The 18,221-nt window shown below is 56.8% G+C and carries 13 protein-coding genes; 5 read left to right on the top strand and 8 right to left on the bottom strand.

Translation table 11 applies throughout. The annotated features are described in order from the left end of the window. Positions 1-2: 2 nt before the first annotated feature. Positions 3-365, top strand: a complete 363-nt coding sequence (locus tag LOC70_RS23145; protein WP_230256429.1) for a hypothetical protein — start codon at positions 3-5, stop codon at positions 363-365. A gap of 134 nt (positions 366-499) precedes the next feature. Here LOC70_RS23145 and LOC70_RS23140 read toward each other — a convergent pair whose 3' ends face one another. The 6 genes from LOC70_RS23140 to LOC70_RS23115 all read right to left on the bottom strand — a co-directional run bounded on the left by LOC70_RS23140 (position 500) and on the right by LOC70_RS23115 (position 4,726). Continuing rightward, positions 500-1,318: a GHMP family kinase ATP-binding protein gene (locus tag LOC70_RS23140; RefSeq protein WP_230256428.1), complete on the bottom strand. Its 819-nt coding sequence runs from the start codon at positions 1,316-1,318 to the stop codon at positions 500-502. A gap of 125 nt (positions 1,319-1,443) precedes the next feature. Continuing rightward, entirely contained in the window at positions 1,444-2,031 is a 588-nt protein-coding gene (locus LOC70_RS23135; protein WP_230256427.1) for a DUF447 domain-containing protein, read from the bottom strand. After that, a complete protein-coding gene (locus LOC70_RS23130; protein WP_230256426.1) occupies positions 2,028-2,762 on the bottom strand; it encodes an anthranilate synthase component II in 735 nt (244 codons plus the stop codon). The genes LOC70_RS23135 and LOC70_RS23130 overlap by 4 nt, the downstream gene beginning before the upstream one ends. A gap of 133 nt (positions 2,763-2,895) precedes the next feature. Then, positions 2,896-3,387: an ExbD/TolR family protein gene (locus LOC70_RS23125; protein WP_230256425.1), complete on the bottom strand. Its 492-nt coding sequence runs from the start codon at positions 3,385-3,387 to the stop codon at positions 2,896-2,898. Next, positions 3,384-3,821 (bottom strand): ExbD/TolR family protein, encoded by a 438-nt coding sequence (locus LOC70_RS23120; protein WP_230256424.1) that lies wholly within the window; start codon positions 3,819-3,821, stop codon positions 3,384-3,386. The genes LOC70_RS23125 and LOC70_RS23120 overlap by 4 nt, the downstream gene beginning before the upstream one ends. Next, the gene (locus tag LOC70_RS23115; RefSeq protein ID WP_230256423.1) at positions 3,821-4,726 is read right to left on the bottom strand and encodes a MotA/TolQ/ExbB proton channel family protein; all 906 of its coding nucleotides are present in this window, start codon (positions 4,724-4,726) and stop codon (positions 3,821-3,823) included. Before LOC70_RS23115 ends, LOC70_RS23120 begins: the two co-directional genes overlap by 1 nt. Positions 4,727-5,240: 514 nt before the next feature. Here LOC70_RS23115 and LOC70_RS23110 point away from each other — a divergent pair. Further along, the gene (locus LOC70_RS23110) at positions 5,241-5,498 is read left to right on the top strand and encodes a DUF4404 family protein (RefSeq protein ID WP_230256422.1); all 258 of its coding nucleotides are present in this window, start codon (positions 5,241-5,243) and stop codon (positions 5,496-5,498) included. 153 nt (positions 5,499-5,651) lie between these two features. After that, entirely contained in the window at positions 5,652-6,620 is a 969-nt protein-coding gene (locus LOC70_RS23105; protein ID WP_230256421.1) for an SMP-30/gluconolactonase/LRE family protein, read from the top strand. A 15-nt stretch (positions 6,621-6,635) separates the two neighbouring features. Here LOC70_RS23105 and LOC70_RS23100 read toward each other — a convergent pair whose 3' ends face one another. Then, positions 6,636-11,408: a PVC-type heme-binding CxxCH protein gene (locus LOC70_RS23100; RefSeq protein WP_230256420.1), complete on the bottom strand. Its 4,773-nt coding sequence runs from the start codon at positions 11,406-11,408 to the stop codon at positions 6,636-6,638. A gap of 485 nt (positions 11,409-11,893) precedes the next feature. Here LOC70_RS23100 and LOC70_RS23095 point away from each other — a divergent pair, with 485 nt between their 5' ends. Both LOC70_RS23095 and LOC70_RS23090 read left to right on the top strand, forming a co-directional pair. After that, positions 11,894-13,660 (top strand): divalent metal cation transporter, encoded by a 1,767-nt coding sequence (locus LOC70_RS23095; RefSeq protein ID WP_230256419.1) that lies wholly within the window; start codon positions 11,894-11,896, stop codon positions 13,658-13,660. A gap of 15 nt (positions 13,661-13,675) precedes the next feature. Continuing rightward, a complete protein-coding gene (locus LOC70_RS23090) occupies positions 13,676-15,169 on the top strand; it encodes a UdgX family uracil-DNA binding protein (RefSeq protein WP_230256418.1) in 1,494 nt (497 codons plus the stop codon). A 161-nt stretch (positions 15,170-15,330) separates the two neighbouring features. On the opposite strand, the gene LOC70_RS23085 is transcribed toward LOC70_RS23090, so the two are convergent. Then, positions 15,331-18,105: a U32 family peptidase gene (locus tag LOC70_RS23085; RefSeq protein ID WP_230256417.1), complete on the bottom strand. Its 2,775-nt coding sequence runs from the start codon at positions 18,103-18,105 to the stop codon at positions 15,331-15,333. Positions 18,106-18,221 lie beyond the last annotated feature (116 nt).

The raw sequence follows: 18,221 nt of genomic DNA, 5'->3' as shown, positions 1-18,221 counted from the left end.
CATTGGCCAAGTGTGATGAAGGCTATCGGTGCGATGTCTGTGGCGGGGACGTCACGTCAATCGTCGAAAGTGACCTCTATCTTCGATTCGTGATTGGACACTTGGATCCTGAAAAACTCCATGTCGCTCCCGAGCGTCACTTGCGTTGCAATCCAGTCTTGTCGCAATGCATCCGAGACGAACGGTTTGATGAGATCGAAGCTGACGGCCCCTTTCGATTGTCCGAGTTGGATCCGAAGCACGCCGCCGACATGATCGACCTGGTCACTCGTGGTTACCGTCGGTTGTGGGAGATCATCGAAACGGAAAACGATCGAGACGTGACCGAATATCCGCTCCCAGAAGTTCGGGCTCGCTATCAATAGCTCAAGCATCAATGATGCTGAGCGATCGTCAAGTGAGGTGCCAGTTGCACGTTTGACCCACGTGGGGCCAAGAACTCTGCCGGCACTGTCCGTGACTTCTTCGATTCAAAGCAAGACACCAACGATCCAAAGCGTCACGACAAACGCTTGATTGGATAGCGTTCACGGAGTGGCGTTTGAATCAAAAGCCGCGTTCCCGGAAATCGTTTCGACCAATCGTCCTCCGCCGCGAATGCGTCTTCTTGACTTTCGAACCATAAAAACACGCCGGGGCCCCAACTGCTTTGGCCGACACCCTGATAGCCCGCATGTTGCAGGTCGGCGATAAGCTTCGCGGTGGCGGCCCCGTTGTAGGGTCCGCCCTGAACCGGAGCAAACAACTCGCCGCTTGCGCGGTTGTAGGCAGTCAGAGCATCGGCGAAGTGTCGAAAGTCAGATTGTTGGATCGCCGGAATCATTCCCTTCGCAAGCAACTCGACCAACTGGGTTCGTTCAGCTTCGGTCGCACGCCGTAGAGCGTCAAACTGGTCCTGTTCGTCATCACCGCTGACCGTTGGTTGTTCATCCATCAGCACGATACCAACGCGCCAGTCGGCCGGCATCAGCAGATGCCTATCGATCGGATTCAATGCAGCCGGCTTCAATGCATGAGAACTCATGCCTTCCGCGATAAAACCTGGATCGAAGAATCCATGGGTTCCAACGGCACTGCGTTTGCCTCGATCGGCCAAGTACAACACGTCGTCACGAGCCACGGTTTCACACGAGGTCTCGATCAACAGTGCCAACGATATTGCCAGAGACAACTGCGTGCCGCTTCCCAAACCATGGTGCGGCGGCGCGGCATCAAGCACCTCAATGCAGACTTTCGGCGGCCCCTCGGCCCCGCGCAGCTCCTGCATCCGTTTCAAAATGCCTTCGATTCGAGAGGCGTGCCGTTGGGGAAAGCTCAACCGATCAGACTGGGAGATTCGCACGCGCGTCAGGGGGCCGTCCAGCATTACTCCGCAGCCGCCGAATGGGGATGCCACGTCGAGCAACCCAAAATGAAGTCGCGCACCGGTTTGAACGACCACGCTCATGAATTCGCGAATGTTTGGACGTGTTGCTGAATCAGACGCAGTGCTTCGAGTTCATCAGGACCGCCGGTTTTCTCGATCGCGACCTCGGCTCTCCGCAGTTCTTCCTGGACCTCCTCTGCGGGCAGCAAGTGCAACCGGGTCGCCGCAACGGCGGCTTCGATCACGGCATGCTTTGCTCGATTGAAACCGAAAAACGGTCGAACGAGTCCGGAACGCAAACACTCGGCGACCATCTCGTGCCGGGGCGGTTCGCCGCCATATTCCGTGACTCGTATCGCAAACCACCGGTGACAATCCTTCAAACGCACGTGGCTGACTTCCAAGCCGTCGACCGGTTGCACCAAAGGAACCGCATCCACTTTGCCGATCGCCGTGCGGGCAACTAACAACGCGTCATCGACCACATGAATCACCCCGTGACCCGTGCTCAACAAATTGCTGCATGTGCGTGATCCCTCGTAGGGGCGCAGCAAGAAACCCGGACGGTCTTCGCCTGCATCCGAAGGAACGACGATCGGTCCCAACGGAGCAAGATTGACGTTCCCGTCCGCATCCACGGTCGTGATCAATGATTCCAAGATCATGGTCGCTTCCCTCCGCCTACTTTGGGTGGAGAGATACTGACGGTCGGAAGCGTGGCTCGGCGAAAGCGTGACTCTCGTTGAGACATGGCTTCCTCCGGTTGGTGACGTTGAGCCAAACCGATGAAGTGCTCGAGCATTGCCAAACCGCCTTGAGTCAGCAGCGACTCCGGGTGGAACTGCACGCCATGAACACAACGTCGATGATCGGCGATGCCCATCACCAAATCCGGATCATCCTCCGCCCAAGCGGTCACTTCCAAACCATCGGGCAACGTGGACCGATCGACTCGCAAGGAGTGATACCGTCCCACATCAATGGTTGACGGAAGCCCAGCGAAAACGCTGGCTCCGCGGTGACGAACGGGAATCGCCATGCCGTGCATCGGAGGTCCGACCACCACCTTCGCACCATAGGCGGCAGCGATCGTCTGGTGCCCCAGGCAGATTCCTAGAATCGGAATCCGTCCTGCCAGCTTTCGGACGACCTCCAGCGAACAGCCCGCTGATTCGGGACCGTGGGGCCCCGGCGAGATCACAATTGCACTGGGTGCCATCGCCGCGATCTCGTCGACCGACAAGGCGTCGCTTCGCACCACTTTGGTTTGCAGTCCCGCGCCCGGTTCCTGTTCCAGCGGCAAATTGTTGCCCGTGCGGTTCCTGCGCGCGGCCACTCGGAGATACCGGGCCACGTTGTGGACGAAAGAATCGTAATTGTCCAGCAGCAGAATCAAGGCGGAATCGAAACAGGTCAGTGGTCAGCGAAAGCCTGCAAAACCAACCGGACTCACTCCGTTGGCGGCGTCACTGGTGCAACGGTCGAGCGAACTCGGCGAGACGCACCGAATGTGCGACGCGAATCCATCTTCAGCGGCGTGGTTTTGCGAACTTGATCTTTTCAATCAATTTGACCACCTGATCGCCGTCTTTGTAACCACTGACCGCGGTGATCGCTCGAATCACGTACTCATAGCGTAGGTTGTAATCCGTATCGATCTCGATTTCGGGTCCTTCCCCCGCTTCCACTTCCACCGGAGTCGACGAGCCGATCAACCCGATCACGTTGGCTCGCAATTGATCGAAACTGGTCGGGTCGCTTCCCATTTGAATGTCGTTCAGTTCGATCCCAGCCAGCGATCCCGTCGCGTCGGAACGCAAACGCAACTTGAGTGGCAGATCCGTCGGATCCAAACTGCTGCTGCTTTGCCCCGCCAAAGGCATCTTGATGCTGAAGTCACCTTCCATCTCGACGATTTTGAACGTCATCACAAAGAAGATCAGCAACAGGAACACGATGTCAATCATGCTCGTCATGTTCAGTTCGGTTTGCTGGCTCGTCTCGCGATTGCGGATTTTCATGAACGATCCTCTTTGACTCGCAACGCGAAGTTTTCCAGCTTCGAATCCTGGCAAACGCGAATGATTTCTTGCACTTCGCCGGCCGCGACATCTTTGTGCCCGCGAATGACCACGTTGGCGTCGCTAACCGATTTGCCTTCCGCTCGAATCACGGCCAATTCACGATCCAAACCCAAACGCAGCGTCTCCGCCGTGTAATCGTCGCCACCCAAGAAGACTCGGCCATCAGCACCGACGTGCAGGATGATAGGAAATTCCAGAGGTGTTTCGGGCGGTTTCACCAAGCGACTGTTTGGCAACACCACGTTGTCGTTGGCTTCTGTCTGAGCGAAGTTGATCAACACCATGAAGAACGCGATCAACTGAAACGTCATGTCGATCATCGGCGTCATGTCACCTTCCGCCATGTCGACTTCGGTGCGTTTGACTCGCATCAGCCACGGGCTCCCGTTTTGGGCGACATGTCTTCGAACTTGCTCATCAAGTTTTCGCTTTCGACACCAACTTCAAGCAGCAGTCGAGCGACGCGGTTGCGGAGGATGTTGTAAGCCGCGATGGCGGGGATCGCGACGGCCAGTCCCACCAGCGTCGTGAACAAAGCCGTCGAGATACCAGCGGCCAGATCCGATGGTTTCGGCGTCGAGCCTCCCGTGGCGATGACCTGGAACGATGAAATCATCCCTTGAACCGTCCCAAACAATCCGATCATGGGTGACAGGTTGCCAATCAACGCCATGTAGCTCAATCGGTGCTCGAGCTTCATGCTTTCTTCCTCGCCAACTTCTTGCATCGCCTCCAAGGCTTTGTTGTAACCGCGGCTGACCTTTGCCAAACCCGCGGCCAACACCTGGCCCAGGACCGATTCGTCCGATTTGGCCAAATCGTAGGCGCCTTGGTTGTCGTTGGCCGCCAAACGCTGGCTGAATTCTTCGACCAATTCCGTTGGACAAAGCGTGTCACGGCGAGCCGCCAACATGTTCATGACGAAAAGTGACACCAGCGTGATCGACAACGCGAGGAACACGACCAAGTAAGCAGCGCCAAGCGAATCGAACACCCATTCCAACAACGACTGGTCCGCGGCCGGTGGGGCTCCCGCGTTGCCGCCTCCGTTGTCGACGGGCTGTTGTTCATTTGCCGCAGGTCCGGCGGGTTCGTCGACAACGGCTTCTTCAGCAACCGCTTCGTCGCCAAATTCAGCCATCGCGTCGTCTTGCGCGTAGCCGTGAGTTGGCATCATTCCAACGGACAGCACGGAGACGAGAACCAAACCCAAGGTAGCGGGACCAAAGAGGACGGCCCACGATCGAGAAGCCGACAGCTCAGCAAGACGCATCATGAATGGAGCAACCACGAGAGGAGAGAATAGTCGAGTCGGTTTGAGTCAGAATAATCCACGCAGAAGCCTGTCGCACCACCCCTATGGCGGCGAACGCCCCCAAATCACGGCCAAGCGTTCCGAACGACCGCTTCATCCGGTCGAATCGGTTCATCTTCCCCGGGCGTGTCTGCGGAACGGAACCAAGTGTTCACGAAGATAACTTGTGTGGGAAATCTGAGACCGATCGCGTCACGCGAAAAACGTGCGGTGGGGCTCGATGCCTCTGCGTCACGAGCGGCTCAACGCATTTGATGCCGAATCGCGAAGCACCTGCGAATGAAACGCAAAGGTACAATCGACAAGGAGACGCACTCGTGCGGATGACACCGGACCAAACCACTGCGTTCTTCAAACAAACGCACGATCATTGCGTTTGTTCTCACCGCATCACAAATTACCCACCGACGAACGCTCTCGCTCACCGACCGTTCGCATCCTTCATCGATCACCCTCCCCCCATTGCAGGTCTCTCATGCGCACCGAACTCGAAGCCACCATTTCTAAACTGCACGAACAACTCGCCGATGTGAGTGAGTTAAACGCCGAGGAGCGTGAACGCTTGAGAGCCGAGCTCGACGAGATTCGCGAAACTTTGGATCAACAAGAAGTCAATTCTGCCTCACTGGCCGAACGTTGGAACCAGCAAGTCGAACACTTTCGCGAATCGCATCCGGTGCTGACTGAAAACGCCGGCCGCGTTGCCGACATGCTTTCGCAAATGGGCATTTGATCGCACGAGTCGCAGCGGTCGATTGTCGAAATGGCGTGAATCAACTGGTCGCCAACCAACGGTGGATGACGATCGCGTTGCAACTTACAATCCGGCCGCATTCGATTGTCGACTCACGCGTGCCCGTTGCCTCCAACTGATCCAATCTCATTCATGTCCAACCCAGAAATTCGCGTCGCCCAACCGCTGACCGTCCCCGATTCCGACGCGTTGCGGTTTCTGCCTGAGGGTCCGATGGCACTGGGTGAAAACGGAAAGCTTTCGTGGGTAGGCATTCAACATGGTGCCGACATTCTTCATGGCAGCATCAACGTGCTGGACCTGACCACCAATCTGAACCAATCGTTTGAGTTGCCCGGTCGGCCCGGGTTTGCGTTCCGTTGCCAAGACGCGTCGAAGTTTGTGGCCGGCGTTGAACGCTCATTGGGAATCTTTGACACCAGCAACGGACAGTGGAGTCCGTTTTGTGATGGTGTGGATGCCGATGTCACCAACACGATCATCAATGATGGCTTGGTCATCGATGACAATCTGATCTTCGGCACCAAGGACCTGGAATTCGCGACCAAGAAAGCTGGGCTGTACCTATACCGCGGAAGCGATCAAAAACTGATCCGTTTGCGTGACGATCAAATTTGCAGCAACGGAAAAATGATCCGTCGCGACGATTCGGGGAATCTATTTCTCATCGACATCGACTCACCCACTCGCACCATCGTCGAACACGCCCTCGACATCGAAGCCGGACCCCTTGGCGACCCTCGCGTGGTCTTGGATTTGACCTCCGACCCCGGCGTTCCCGATGGAGCGATTTTGACGCCCAACGGTGAGGGCATCATTGTCGCGATCTTCCATCCTGGTGTCGCCGAGCATGGCGAAACCCGGTGTTACGATTTGGAGTCGGGCGAACTGAGAACGGTTTGGAAAACACCGGGTTCGCCGCAGAACACCTGCCCGGCATTGGTTCCCGTCGATGGGCAGCTCAAACTCGTGATCACGACTGCGGTCGAGAACTTCAGCAAAGAAGACCAGGCCCAATGTCCGAACGCGGGTCAACTGTTTGTCAGCGAAACCGATTGGCCCGCCGACGAAACGTTCCCCATCTCGATCTGGCCCGCGTGATCCTGGTGAGGCGGCTCATGGAAGTGGCTGGATCGAAACCGTGTCGATTCCGGCCATCCAACGAGCGATCGCCTTCTCATTCTTTCCCGAGATCTCGATGCGAAGCTGAACGGGCTGTCCCGCCTTCAGCTTCACTTCGTCCCACGTCACCGGCGTCATCACCTTCACGTTAGCGGAGTATCCATCGAAGGAACGCGGGGGCTGGTCGTTGAGTTGGATCTTCAACTTCGCATAGTCCACCGCACCGGTCAGGTGCAATTGAACTTTCGCGGGGCCATCCACCGAATGCGGCACGGTCAGTTCCAGAGTGGATCCCACCTTTCCGCCAGTCCACCACAGTTGATTGTCCGCGGACCATTGATCGTTGAACGGTTTCATGCCTTGAACGCTCACGTTGCCTTCGCTGACTTTCGCGGTGGGGATCAACGATTCGGCTTCGATCGCCCAGTCACGTGAGAACGTTGGACCGGGACTCATCAAGTATCCGAACAAATCACGAATCTGATCTGGACTCATGTATTCCAATTGCCCCTCGGGCATCAACGAGGTCTCGGACAGTTGTTCCGCCTCGACTTCGTCCAATGGCAAGACAACGGTTTCCGAGATTGTTTGAACGGTGACCGCATCTTCGTTTCGCGAACGGACCAAGCCGGATACCACGCGTCCGTCTTCCATTAGGAAGACGGTCATTTGATAAGCGTTGCCGATCACGGAATTCGGCTGAAGGATGTTTTCGAGCCAGTAGTTCACATCGCTGCGATTAGCGCCCGTCAAATCCGGTCCGATCGGTGTGCCGTCGCCAAAAAGACGATGGCACTTGCCACAATTCGCGTCGTACAGGTTCTTGCCCGAACCCATGTTCGCACCACGCAGTTTCGCCGCCGTCAGCATGCCCGCATACATCGCGTGTGCCGCTTTGACTTCTTCGCTGGTCGTGCCAATGCGTCCCCAAACCTTTTCCAATCTTGATTGCACCGAGCTTCTTGCCGATGGATCACCAAACGGAAGAGCCAATACGTTTCGAATGGCGTATGCCGGAACCTGAGTCGCCGGGATCACGTTTTGTTCCATCGCTTCGATCAGATTCATCGCGAACTCCGGTCGAGCAGTCAACGTCGCCAATGCATCGCTCTGTTTCTGTGGCGACCATTTAGTGAATCGTTGAATCAAAGTCGAACCGATCACTGGCGATTCGAATCGTGATAACGCCTGAATCGCAAGAGCCCCGACTTCTGAATCATCCACCAACTGAAGCAGCAACTGATCCAGTTCGCCGTCTTTGGCTTGAGTCAACAAACGCAATGCATCCAAGCGGGAGGACGTCGGTTCGTCCGCGTCCATCAACACCGAACGCAGCTCCGGAATTGCGGATGCGTCACCGAACTGAATGGCGAGTGATCCCACCAATTCCTTCGTTGACGGATCGGTTGCTGACTTTCGAAGCATCGTTGCAACGGTTGGCCAAGCTTCCGGCATTTGCACGCCACCGCGGCTTCGCGCGGATTGCAGCAGCTCGTCCAAGATCCAATTGAATCGAGAGGCAATGGTCTTTGGATTGGCATCTTGCTTCAAATCGTCCGCCATGGAAGACAAGAGCGTTTGGCGCCCCGCTTCCGTGGTCGCGGTTCGACGAGACACGAATCGCTTCAGCTGATCCGATCGGCTGGCGTTGCCCAACCGCATCACGGCATCGGGATCCGTCTCGACAACGGGTTCCAAACCGTACCAAACCAACAGTGGCAGATTCCTGTCGTTGTGGTCGATGATGTGTCGCAACAAACCTTCGGCAATTCCCAATCGTTGTTCATTCGGGATTCGTTGCAACAACGAAGCCAAGTAGCGTCGTGTGACGGGAGATGCCTCCGAAGCCGCCATTGCTTCCAACTTCGCCAGGACCTTCGCCGAAAGTGCCTGTTGGCGTTCGCCGATCAACTGGACTGCCCAGCCGCGAATCACGGGATCGGAATCATTCAGCAAGCCGACCAAGTCGACTCGCATCGCGACAGCGTTCTCATTCACGGCCGGTGAAACTTCGTTGTCGATCTGCAACAAACCCGATGTCCAGGCGGTCCACACCGCTTGTAACCTTTCGCGGCGAGGCGAGTCTGACTGGATGGTGCGTTGCAACGTCTCGGACAAACTGGCTCGATCGAGCGTGCCGGCCGCGGCTCGCTCCTGCAACACACGTTGCGACTGGCGGACAAAGAATGAGTTCGGATGGTTTAAGTTGGCGGCGAGTTGTTCATCCGACAGGGTCGACAAGTCAAACACACGGGATTGAACCTCGCCATAACGGACTCGGTACAACCGACCATTGGTTCGATCCCAAATCTCATGGTCACGGTGGTGACAGGTTTGGTCGTCGTGCCAATCGGAGATATACAGTGCACCATCGGGGCCTTGCATGATCCCGACCCCAATTTGTTCATGGTCATTGGAAAGCATGAAGTCCGGACGGTGACGACCGACGTAGCCCGATCCTTCCGCTTCCAAGTGTTCTCGAACAATCCGGTGGCCATGCAGATTGTGAAAGAACATTTCCCCTCGATAGTGAGCCGGAAATAGATCGGCTTGGTAGATCGTCAATCCACAGTGCGCGTGCCCGCCACCCACCATCGACGTCGTGTTCGCAGTGCGTCTGACCAATTCGCGATCGACCTTGTTGGCTGAGTTGGCGGACTGGAACGTGCCGTCACCGTAATGCAGGTGATCGGCGATCGTCTTGATGTCGTCGTAGGTATGCGGATTGAAGTGCTGGCCCGCTTGCCGGAAATAGCGCCCGCCTTGCGACAGATGAAACAAGTGAGGAATCACACAGGCGGTCACGAACCAATCACCGTCTTCGTTGAAGTCGACCCCCCATGGATTGCTGGTCCCATGAGCGAATACCTCAAACTCGTGTCGGACCGGATGGTAACGCCAGACTCCCGCGTTGATCCGTTGCCGATCCGCATCCGTCGCACCAGGCTTTCCGACATTGGAATGGGTGAACACACCGTGGCATCCATATAGCCAACCATCCATTCCCCAAGTGAAGCTATTCAACGTTTCGTGCGTGTCGTGATATCCCCAACCATCCAATAGAACAGTGGGTTCCCCATCAGGCACATCATCACGGTCGGCATCCGGAAAGAACAACAACTCCGGTGCCGCACCGATCCACACGCCGCCGAAACCCACCTCAATTCCGCTGGCGAGATTCAATCCTTCGGCGAAAACCTTCTTGGTTTCGAACGAACCGTTGCCGTCGCTGTCTTCCAAAATCAACACGCGATCTTTGCCTTCACCCGCCGGAGCCTTGGTCGGATAAGTGTTGCCTTCGATCACCCAGATTCTGCCACGATCATCGAAACACATCGCGATTGGCTGGACCAGTTCCGGCTCGCTGGCGATGACGTCGACTTCAAAGCCGGGCGGCAGATCCATCGCGTCGGCGGATTGCTGTGCCGTCAGCCCCGTCGCGTATTCGTCGGGTGACTTCTTGGGGGAACGCCAACGCTCGGCAACGTGAGTTCGATCTTCGTAAGGCACGTCGCTCAGATCGGTTTGCAGATGGACGGACAATCCTTTTTTATTGCCCACCAAGACATCGATTTTCCCGTCACCGTTGATGTCCTCCGTGACGACTTCGACGCCGACTCCGGTCGTTTCATGAATGACATGTGGAACGAACTCGATGCCGCCTGGCTGATCGCTCCCCACGTTTCGAAACCAAACCACGACGGGAGATTGCAAACCACCAACGTCTTTGCCCGCGTGCGCGAGATAACGTTTGCCGGTCACCAGATCACGTCGACCATCACCATCCACATCGACGGCCTCCAACGCGTGCATCTGCGATGCTGCATAGCCATGAGGATTCAACATCGAAGAATCACCGCTGATGCGATGTGGAATGAAGTTGCCCGGGGTCGACTGCTCAAACCACGCCAGCCCGTGACCGTGCGCGTTCTCGGATGTCACCAGATCGGCGTCCCCATCACCGTCAAAGTCGTGCACATGGATTTGTGCGCCGCCACGACCAAAAGGCTGGGCAATCCAAGCCATGCGCTGCCACAAACGCCTTGGATCAGACGCGGATTCCTCAGCCGATGGCTGTTTCCACCAATGCTGGCGATCAACAATGTCCGCGTTTCCATCGCCATCGATGTCGCCGACACCCAATCCGTGGCCAAACGGTTCAAACGCTGTTCCCGGCTCAGAAACCGTCACCCACTTCCATGGCTTGGTCGCATCCTGCATGCCATCGGCGGTGTAGTACCCGTACGCCCGATCACGAGCACAAACCAATTCGGGCAACCCACCGGGGATCAGATCCACAAACCTTGGCGACTCGTTGGACACGCGTGGCGCGACGGTGTGAGCCGCCCATTTGTCCGTGTCATCGGCGCCGGCGGAATTGGAGCCACTCGAGCCCGCAGGGTTGATGTACAGGGTTGCTTGTCGGCCGGGAAATCCGACTGACAAAACATCGGGCCATTCATCCGCATTGGCATCGCAGACAAACGAAAAAAAATGATCGCTGTAGGCCGCGACAGGAAACACTTTAGGCGTCGCCAGCTCGTGCCGCTGCGTGAACTCCGGTCCCTCATACCAAACGGGTCCGTAGATCAGATCGTTCTGCCCGTCACGATTGAGGTCCCCAACGGCCGCTCCTTCCGCGAGAAATTCACTACTGACGATCTTGGTTTGCCATCCAACGTCGGTCCATTCCTTGGCGGTGATTGGTCCCGAACGGACGTCCGCGAATTGCTTTGGGACTTCGGCGTTGGCCTGGTCCGGCGTCATGGAATATCCCACAACCACACCAACGAATAAGCTGACGCACGTGAAAAACCGCCACGCGGAGGAACTCCTGGACGGACGATGGATACAAACCGAGCGCCGAACGTGATTCATTTCGAAAATCCAAAGGTGGGCAGGGAAGGTGGATTGTCAGGCGAGGTACCACAGCCAAGCGATGCATGGCGAAGGGTTTGGATCACGATCTCGCGCGGGAAGGCTGAACCACGGGGATTCAAGCACCCATGCGTCGTTCTGAATGAATCCGATTCACGCAAGCGGAGTCCGTTCGGACAGAAGCCAGCACGCAACTTGGAATTGGACCGTTTGGCGAGTCCGATGCATTTGTCCATCCGTCAAAACCGCAACCCAAAGTCTATGGTTCTTTGCCAGTATGACTGATTCTTGACCTGTAGGGGGTAACGACGGAGGATTCGCGGCTGGTATTATCTTGCCAGTTTCCTTCCCTACCGCCCGCCTCAACCCTGCGCATGTCTGACTCCACTCCCTCCACAGAAACCAATCCTCTGACCGGCAGCGACGCCGTGGTCAGCGACAAAGTTCTCGCCGACCGAGCTATGCTGAAAAAGGCGCAGGCGGAAGGCAAAACGCTCGGCACTTACGTCAAACTTTCCGGCCCAGGCTGGTTGCAATCCGCAATCACGTTGGGCGGCGGTTCGTTGGCAGGATCCTTGTTCTTAGGGGTTTTAGGCGGAACCAGCATGCTGTGGCTGCAGCTGGTCGCGATCGTCCTGGGTGTGGTGATGCTGTCGGCCATCAGCTACGTGACGTTGTCGACCGGTCGCCGTCCCTTCGAAGCCATCAACCGTGAAATCAACCCGGCATTGGGATGGGGTTGGATCATCGCGACGGTGCTGGCCAACATGATTTTCTGCATGCCGCAGTTCAGCCTCTGCTACGACGCACTGGACAAAAACCTGTTGTCGATGGGCGAGGCGGGTGGTTTGGGCGACTCCAGCGCCGCACGTTGGACCGTCACACTGCTGTTGTTTTTCGCGGCTGGTTTCATCGTGCTGCTGAATACCAAACAGGGCAAAGCGGCCAAGGTATTCGACATCTTTCTGAAAACGCTGATCGGCATGGTGGTGCTGTGCTTCTTCGGCGTCGCGATTTTGTTGTTGGTCAACGGCCAGATCAATTTCGCGAATATTTTTGCTGGCCTGATTCCTGACCTCACGCAGTTTGCACGTCCAGCCGGTGAATTGCGTGAATCGGTTGCGAGTCTCTCACCAGAAGGCAGCTCATTCTGGACCAAAAAGCTGATGGGGACGCAGCGAAGTGTGATGATCTCGGCGATCGCCACCGCGGTCGGGATCAACATGACCTTTTTGCTGCCTTATTCGATGTTGGCTCGCGGATGGGACAAGACCTTCCGTGGGTTGGCACGTTTCGACTTGTCGACCGGGATGGCCATTCCCTTCGTCTTGGTCACCAGTTGCGTGGTGATCGCATCGGCTTCCTCGTTCCACAACGTGATCGATGAAAACTTGGCCTCCAGCGATTTGGCGACGATGCAAGAATCTCCGTTGTTCTCCAAAGTCGAAGGCGATTTGATCGCTCGCGTTGATTCGCAACTGGGCGAAGCCGCCGCAACCACCGACGAAGCGACCAAGTTGCAAATGGTGGCTGAGCTTCCTGAAGACGAAAAACGATTGGCCGCGGCACTCGTCAAACGAAACGCTTTCGAGCTTTCGCAAACGCTCGCCCCGCTGCTCGGTGACAAACTCGCGAAACTGATCTTCGGCTTGGGCGTCTTCGGAATGGGTTTCTCAACGATCATCATCCTCATGCTGATCAACGGCTACGCCATTCGCGAAATGTTCGGACGCCCCGACAGCCAAACGATCTTTATCATCGGTGTGCTGATCGCCGGTGCCTCCGGAGCGAGCTGGGTCGGACTTTGGACCGATCCTGATTTGAAGTTCTGGTTGGCAATTTTGGCCAGCACCTTCGCGGTGATGCTGTTGCCAATCGCCTACTTCACGTTTTTCTTGATGATGAACAGCAACGACATTCTCGGCGACGACCGGCCCACCGGTGGCAGCCGACTGATGTGGAACCTGTTCATGGGCTTGGCCGTGATCGGTGCGACCGCTTCGGCAGGGGTTGCCGTGTACGAAAAATACTTGGCTCCGGATCCTCTGTCCTTCCGCATCGTGGCGGTCATCTGGGTCGGTTATGCGATCGCGGTCGCACTCGGATTCGCATTGAAGAAGAAGTCTCCTTCCGTCAACTGATTGATCTTTCTTGCCATGACCGCGTCCGAAGAATGTTTGAGTGTTCGGGCGACGCGGTGGGAAGATTGGCGAAACTCGGCGCGGCGTCTGCTGATCAGCGGAGCCGCGCCGGAAACCATCCACTGGATCGACGGCCGGTCCAAGATGGGCCAGCGTCAGTCCAGTCTGTTTGCGGAAGAGTCGTCGGAATCTGATTTGGACGAAACGCAAGCGGCCAGTCCAGCCAAACAAGGCGCCGAGCCCTCCGCGTCGCCGTTTCGGGTCCCCAAACCTTATCTCAATCTTGCCCGCTCGGTCGCTCATCACCGTTCTCCTAAACGGTGGGAATTGCTCTACCGGTTGCTGTGGCGGATCACGGGTGGCGAGAAACACTTGCTAACCAACGCCGCTGATGCGGATGTTCATGCGGTCACGCAAATGGAAAAGAGTGTCCGTCGCGACGCTCACAAGATGAAAGCCTTTGTTCGCTTTCGAGAAATCCATGACGAAGACGGACCGCGGTTCGTCGCTTGGCACCGTCCGGATCATTACACCTTGGAATTGGTCGCCGACTTCTTTGCGCGACGATTCGACGTTATGCGGTGGGCCATTCTCACTCCCGATGAATCAGCTTTCTGGGATGGCAAATCGCTGACGTTCGGCACGGGTGCTCCCCGCAGCGACGCACCAGCGGACGACGAACTGGAAGAAGTCTGGAAGACCTACTACGCGAATATCTTCAACCCGGCTCGGATCAAATTGTCGGCCATGCGAGCCGAGATGCCACGGAAACATTGGGCAACCATGCCAGAGACCGAGCTGATCGAAGACTTGGTCCGCAACGCACCAACGCGAGTCGAAACGATGATCCGACACGCCGAGGGTGGCGTTTCCGCCAAACCGTATCTTCCCGAGCTGAGCGGCTCATCGACGGACGCCAAACTGAAACAACTTCGCCAAGCCGCCTCCGTTTGCGAAGGCTGCGACCTTCATGGTCCAGCGACACAAACCGTGTTTGGAGTTGGCAATCCGAATGCCAAGCTCGTCTTGGTTGGCGAACAGCCGGGCGATCAAGAAGACTTGCACGGCAGCCCGTTCATCGGTCCCGCCGGGCAATTGCTGGACGAGGTGTTGCAGGCGGTGGGCTTGGACCGCGAAGAACTTTATATCACCAACACGGTCAAACACTTCAAATTCAAACCGACTGGAAAGCGACGTCTGCACGTCAAACCCGCGGCTCGCGAAGTCGCCGCGTGTCGACCGTGGCTCGAAACCGAACTGGACGTGATACGTCCGCCAATGATCGTTGCACTCGGCGCCACGGCCGCCAAGGTCTTGCTCGGTCCAGCGTTTCGGTTGTTGGTTGAACGAGGCCAAGTGCATCGTTCGGATCACGCCAAATGGACGATGGCCACCTATCACCCCTCGGCAATCTTGCGAGTGCCCAACGAAGAGACTCGGCAAACCATGCGAGAAGCGTTTTCAAAGGATTTGCAATTCGCCGCGGAGCACTACCGGATGCTGCCTTGAGCGTTCTTTTGGCGTAAGCATCAGTTGCGAATGGGAGACTGCAACCGGATGGTCGATGCACCGTGATTGGCCGCATTCGAGTTTCGGCGGCAGCATGGATGGGTAGGAGTGCCCATCCTACGGTTGGTTGATCGGTGACGCTGACGGACGAACAACGCGTCTTACAGAATCGCCAGCGGGTTTCGCTTAGCTTCCAACGTTCCGCGAGTCACACCGACTCGGTTTTCGGCGGCCAAGTTTTGCCACACATCGCGACCCTCGATCTCGCCAGCCAACAGTTGCTGATACAACTGCAAGACCTTCTCGGCGTCCGCTTGCTTTTCGGTCAGCAGTTCAACGCGGAACGAACGAACGCCGTGCCCTATCATGTCTCGCGTGATATCGGCTCCGCTTTGCGGCGTCGCATTGAACAGAGTGTTTCGGCAAGCGATGTCGGCTTGCAATTCATGCAACTTGCCAACACGATCCCGCAACTGAACAACATGCGTGTCGCAAGGCCGTCCGCAGTTGGTCTTGTTCGTGCCAGGCGAAAGCACGCTGCAGAACACACAATGCTCCATGTGGAACATCGGCATGTGTTGATGAAGCACCAATTCCAACCAAGTCGCTGGCATCGAACGTACCAATTGATCCAATTGATCCGCGTTCAAATCGTACGACGCCGTGACTCGCTGAACGCCCTGGTCGATCAACCATTCCGCGGATCGATGGTTGGCAACATTCAAAGAAAAATCCGCGATGGTTGGCAGCCCCGCGTCCAAGCCGGCATTCATGGCGGCCAAATTCCTCGCGAGAACTCCCGCCGGTTCCTGTTTGATCAGTTGTTTCAGCAGCCCCATCTCACCCGGTTTTTGCATCCGAATGGAAGCGATCCAAATCTCCGTTTCATTCTGCTCCGACAGCGAAATGGCTTGTTTGTGTTCGCGAGGATCGTGGAAATCCACGTAAACACGTTTGGCTCGCATCGCAATCGCGGCATGCACCTGTTCCATGTTGCGGCACAAGACGGACAAGGTCGCTCCTTCGGTGTCCGCCGATGAGCTTGGGTCATCCGCGTTGTCGCTCGCAATCGGTGCAATTAGAGCCTTTCCCGCGGACACTCGCACTGTGCGTCGCGGCGGTGTGTGCAACTGGTCTTCCACGCGTTCAACCAATTCGCGACGCAATTGGTTGAGCAAACCCAACGGCACCATGGGGTTGCCCTCGAATTCAGACGTTAGCCTCCCCAAGTGGAACGGGCTGCCTCCCAAACGTCCCAATTTGTCCGTCAAAACGTCGTCCGTGATCGCGTGCTTCCGAGCCACGTCCAGCGGGTCTTCCCCAACCACCGTTTCTCGGATGGATGGGTCTCGGATGGATGGGTCGCTGCTTTCTAACGTACCAGTGACTTCGATCGGCGAGCCGACTTTCGCAACCACGTGCAAATCCAACGCACGCGTCCGTCTGGGTTTGCCGCCAAACGTCGCGGCCAGCCGTTTGTTGAGTTGCGGATCATCGTTTTTAAAGACGGTGGCACCGATTTCGATGCGAGAGAAATCTAGCTCGCCTCGTCCGAATCCGATCCAAACACTTTGCCCCGGTTCGACATCAGATCGTTTTGCACCCAAGGATTCAGGGGGCGACGATCCAGAAGGCGACGATTCAGAAGCCGACGATTCAGAGGCCGACGATCCGGCAGCCATCTGTGTTCGTTGACGTGCTCGCTCCCAAGGCGACGGTGACTTGCGTTTCGAATTCCTTTCGTTCGACTGATTCGTACGCGAGGATTGGCGACGATTCGATCGTTCCGGTTGATCCAGGTTCAGCGAGTAGATTCGGCCACCTTGGTGATGATCGGCGAATCCGCTGTCGAAGGCACGTCCGCTGTTGGGATCCACGGCGGACTGGATCGCCAATCCATCGCCCAAAGCAAGTCGGCACTGAACGTCCACCAAGATTGAATCCTTGCCAATCGCTCGCACTTCGCCCAACTCGATGCCTTGTTTGGCAGATCGGATGCCGGGGACCAAGCGTTTGTGGTCGTTGCCTTCCAACCATCCGGGCGTGAAGCCTCGCGAGAACGACAACTCCATTTCGTGTCGCGCCTCGTTTCCCAGATCGACCGTTCCTTCCGCGACGGCTTGGTCGATGGCTCGGCGATAATGACCACAAATGTTGGCAACGTACTCGGGTGTCTTCAGACGGCCCTCGATCTTCAGGCTGTTCACGCCGGCATCGATCATGTCCGGAATCGCGGCGTAGCCGGCCAGGTCTTGCGGGCTGAGCAGATAGCGAACGTCCCCCAGGTCTCGGTCTTCGCCGTCGCAGACCAGCTCGTATGGCAGACGGCAAGCCTGTGCACACTGCCCGCGGTTGGCGCTGCGTCCGCCCAGTGATTCGCTGGTCAAACACTGGCCGCTGTACGCAACACATAGCGCACCATGAATGAACGCCTCCAATGGCATTTGTGTCTTGGATCGAATCTTCTTGATCTCGGACACCGACAATTCACGAGCCACCACGACGCGTGAAAGCCCCAACGACTCCGCCACCGCGATCGTTTCCGAACTGGTCAGGCTCATCTGCGTCGACGCATGAATTTCCAAGTCCGGGCAAATCGCTTTCACGATCCGAGCAACACCGAAGTCTTGGACCAGAACTGCATCCACGCCAGCACTGGCGATCGCGTCGATGACCTCGATCAGACCGCTGAGTTCTTCGGGAAAAACCAGCGTGTTCAGCGTCACATAGCCTCGTAGCCCGCGAAGGTGCAATTTGCCCATCAGCGATGGCAGGTCCTTCACCCCAAAATTCGCGGCTCGATGTCGCGCGTTGAAACCGCGGTCCAAGCCGAAATAGATCGCATCGGCACCGTTTTCGATTGCCGCATCAGCGCAGTCCCAATTACCGGCGGGGGCGAGCAATTCGGGCGGCGTGGAAAGATTGGGTGGCAGCATGGAGAGAGTTTAACGGATCCGCGTGCAATCGCTTCCCCATTCGGAGACGCGACCGGGAAAAAGCGAAGCGACAAATAAAAAACCCCGGTCGCGGGAGACCGGGGTTTCTGGGTCGT

The organism is Rhodopirellula halodulae, from assembly GCF_020966775.1.
Taxonomy (GTDB): Bacteria; Planctomycetota; Planctomycetia; order Pirellulales; family Pirellulaceae; genus Rhodopirellula; species Rhodopirellula halodulae.
This window is presented reverse-complemented; position numbering and strand designations above follow the sequence as displayed.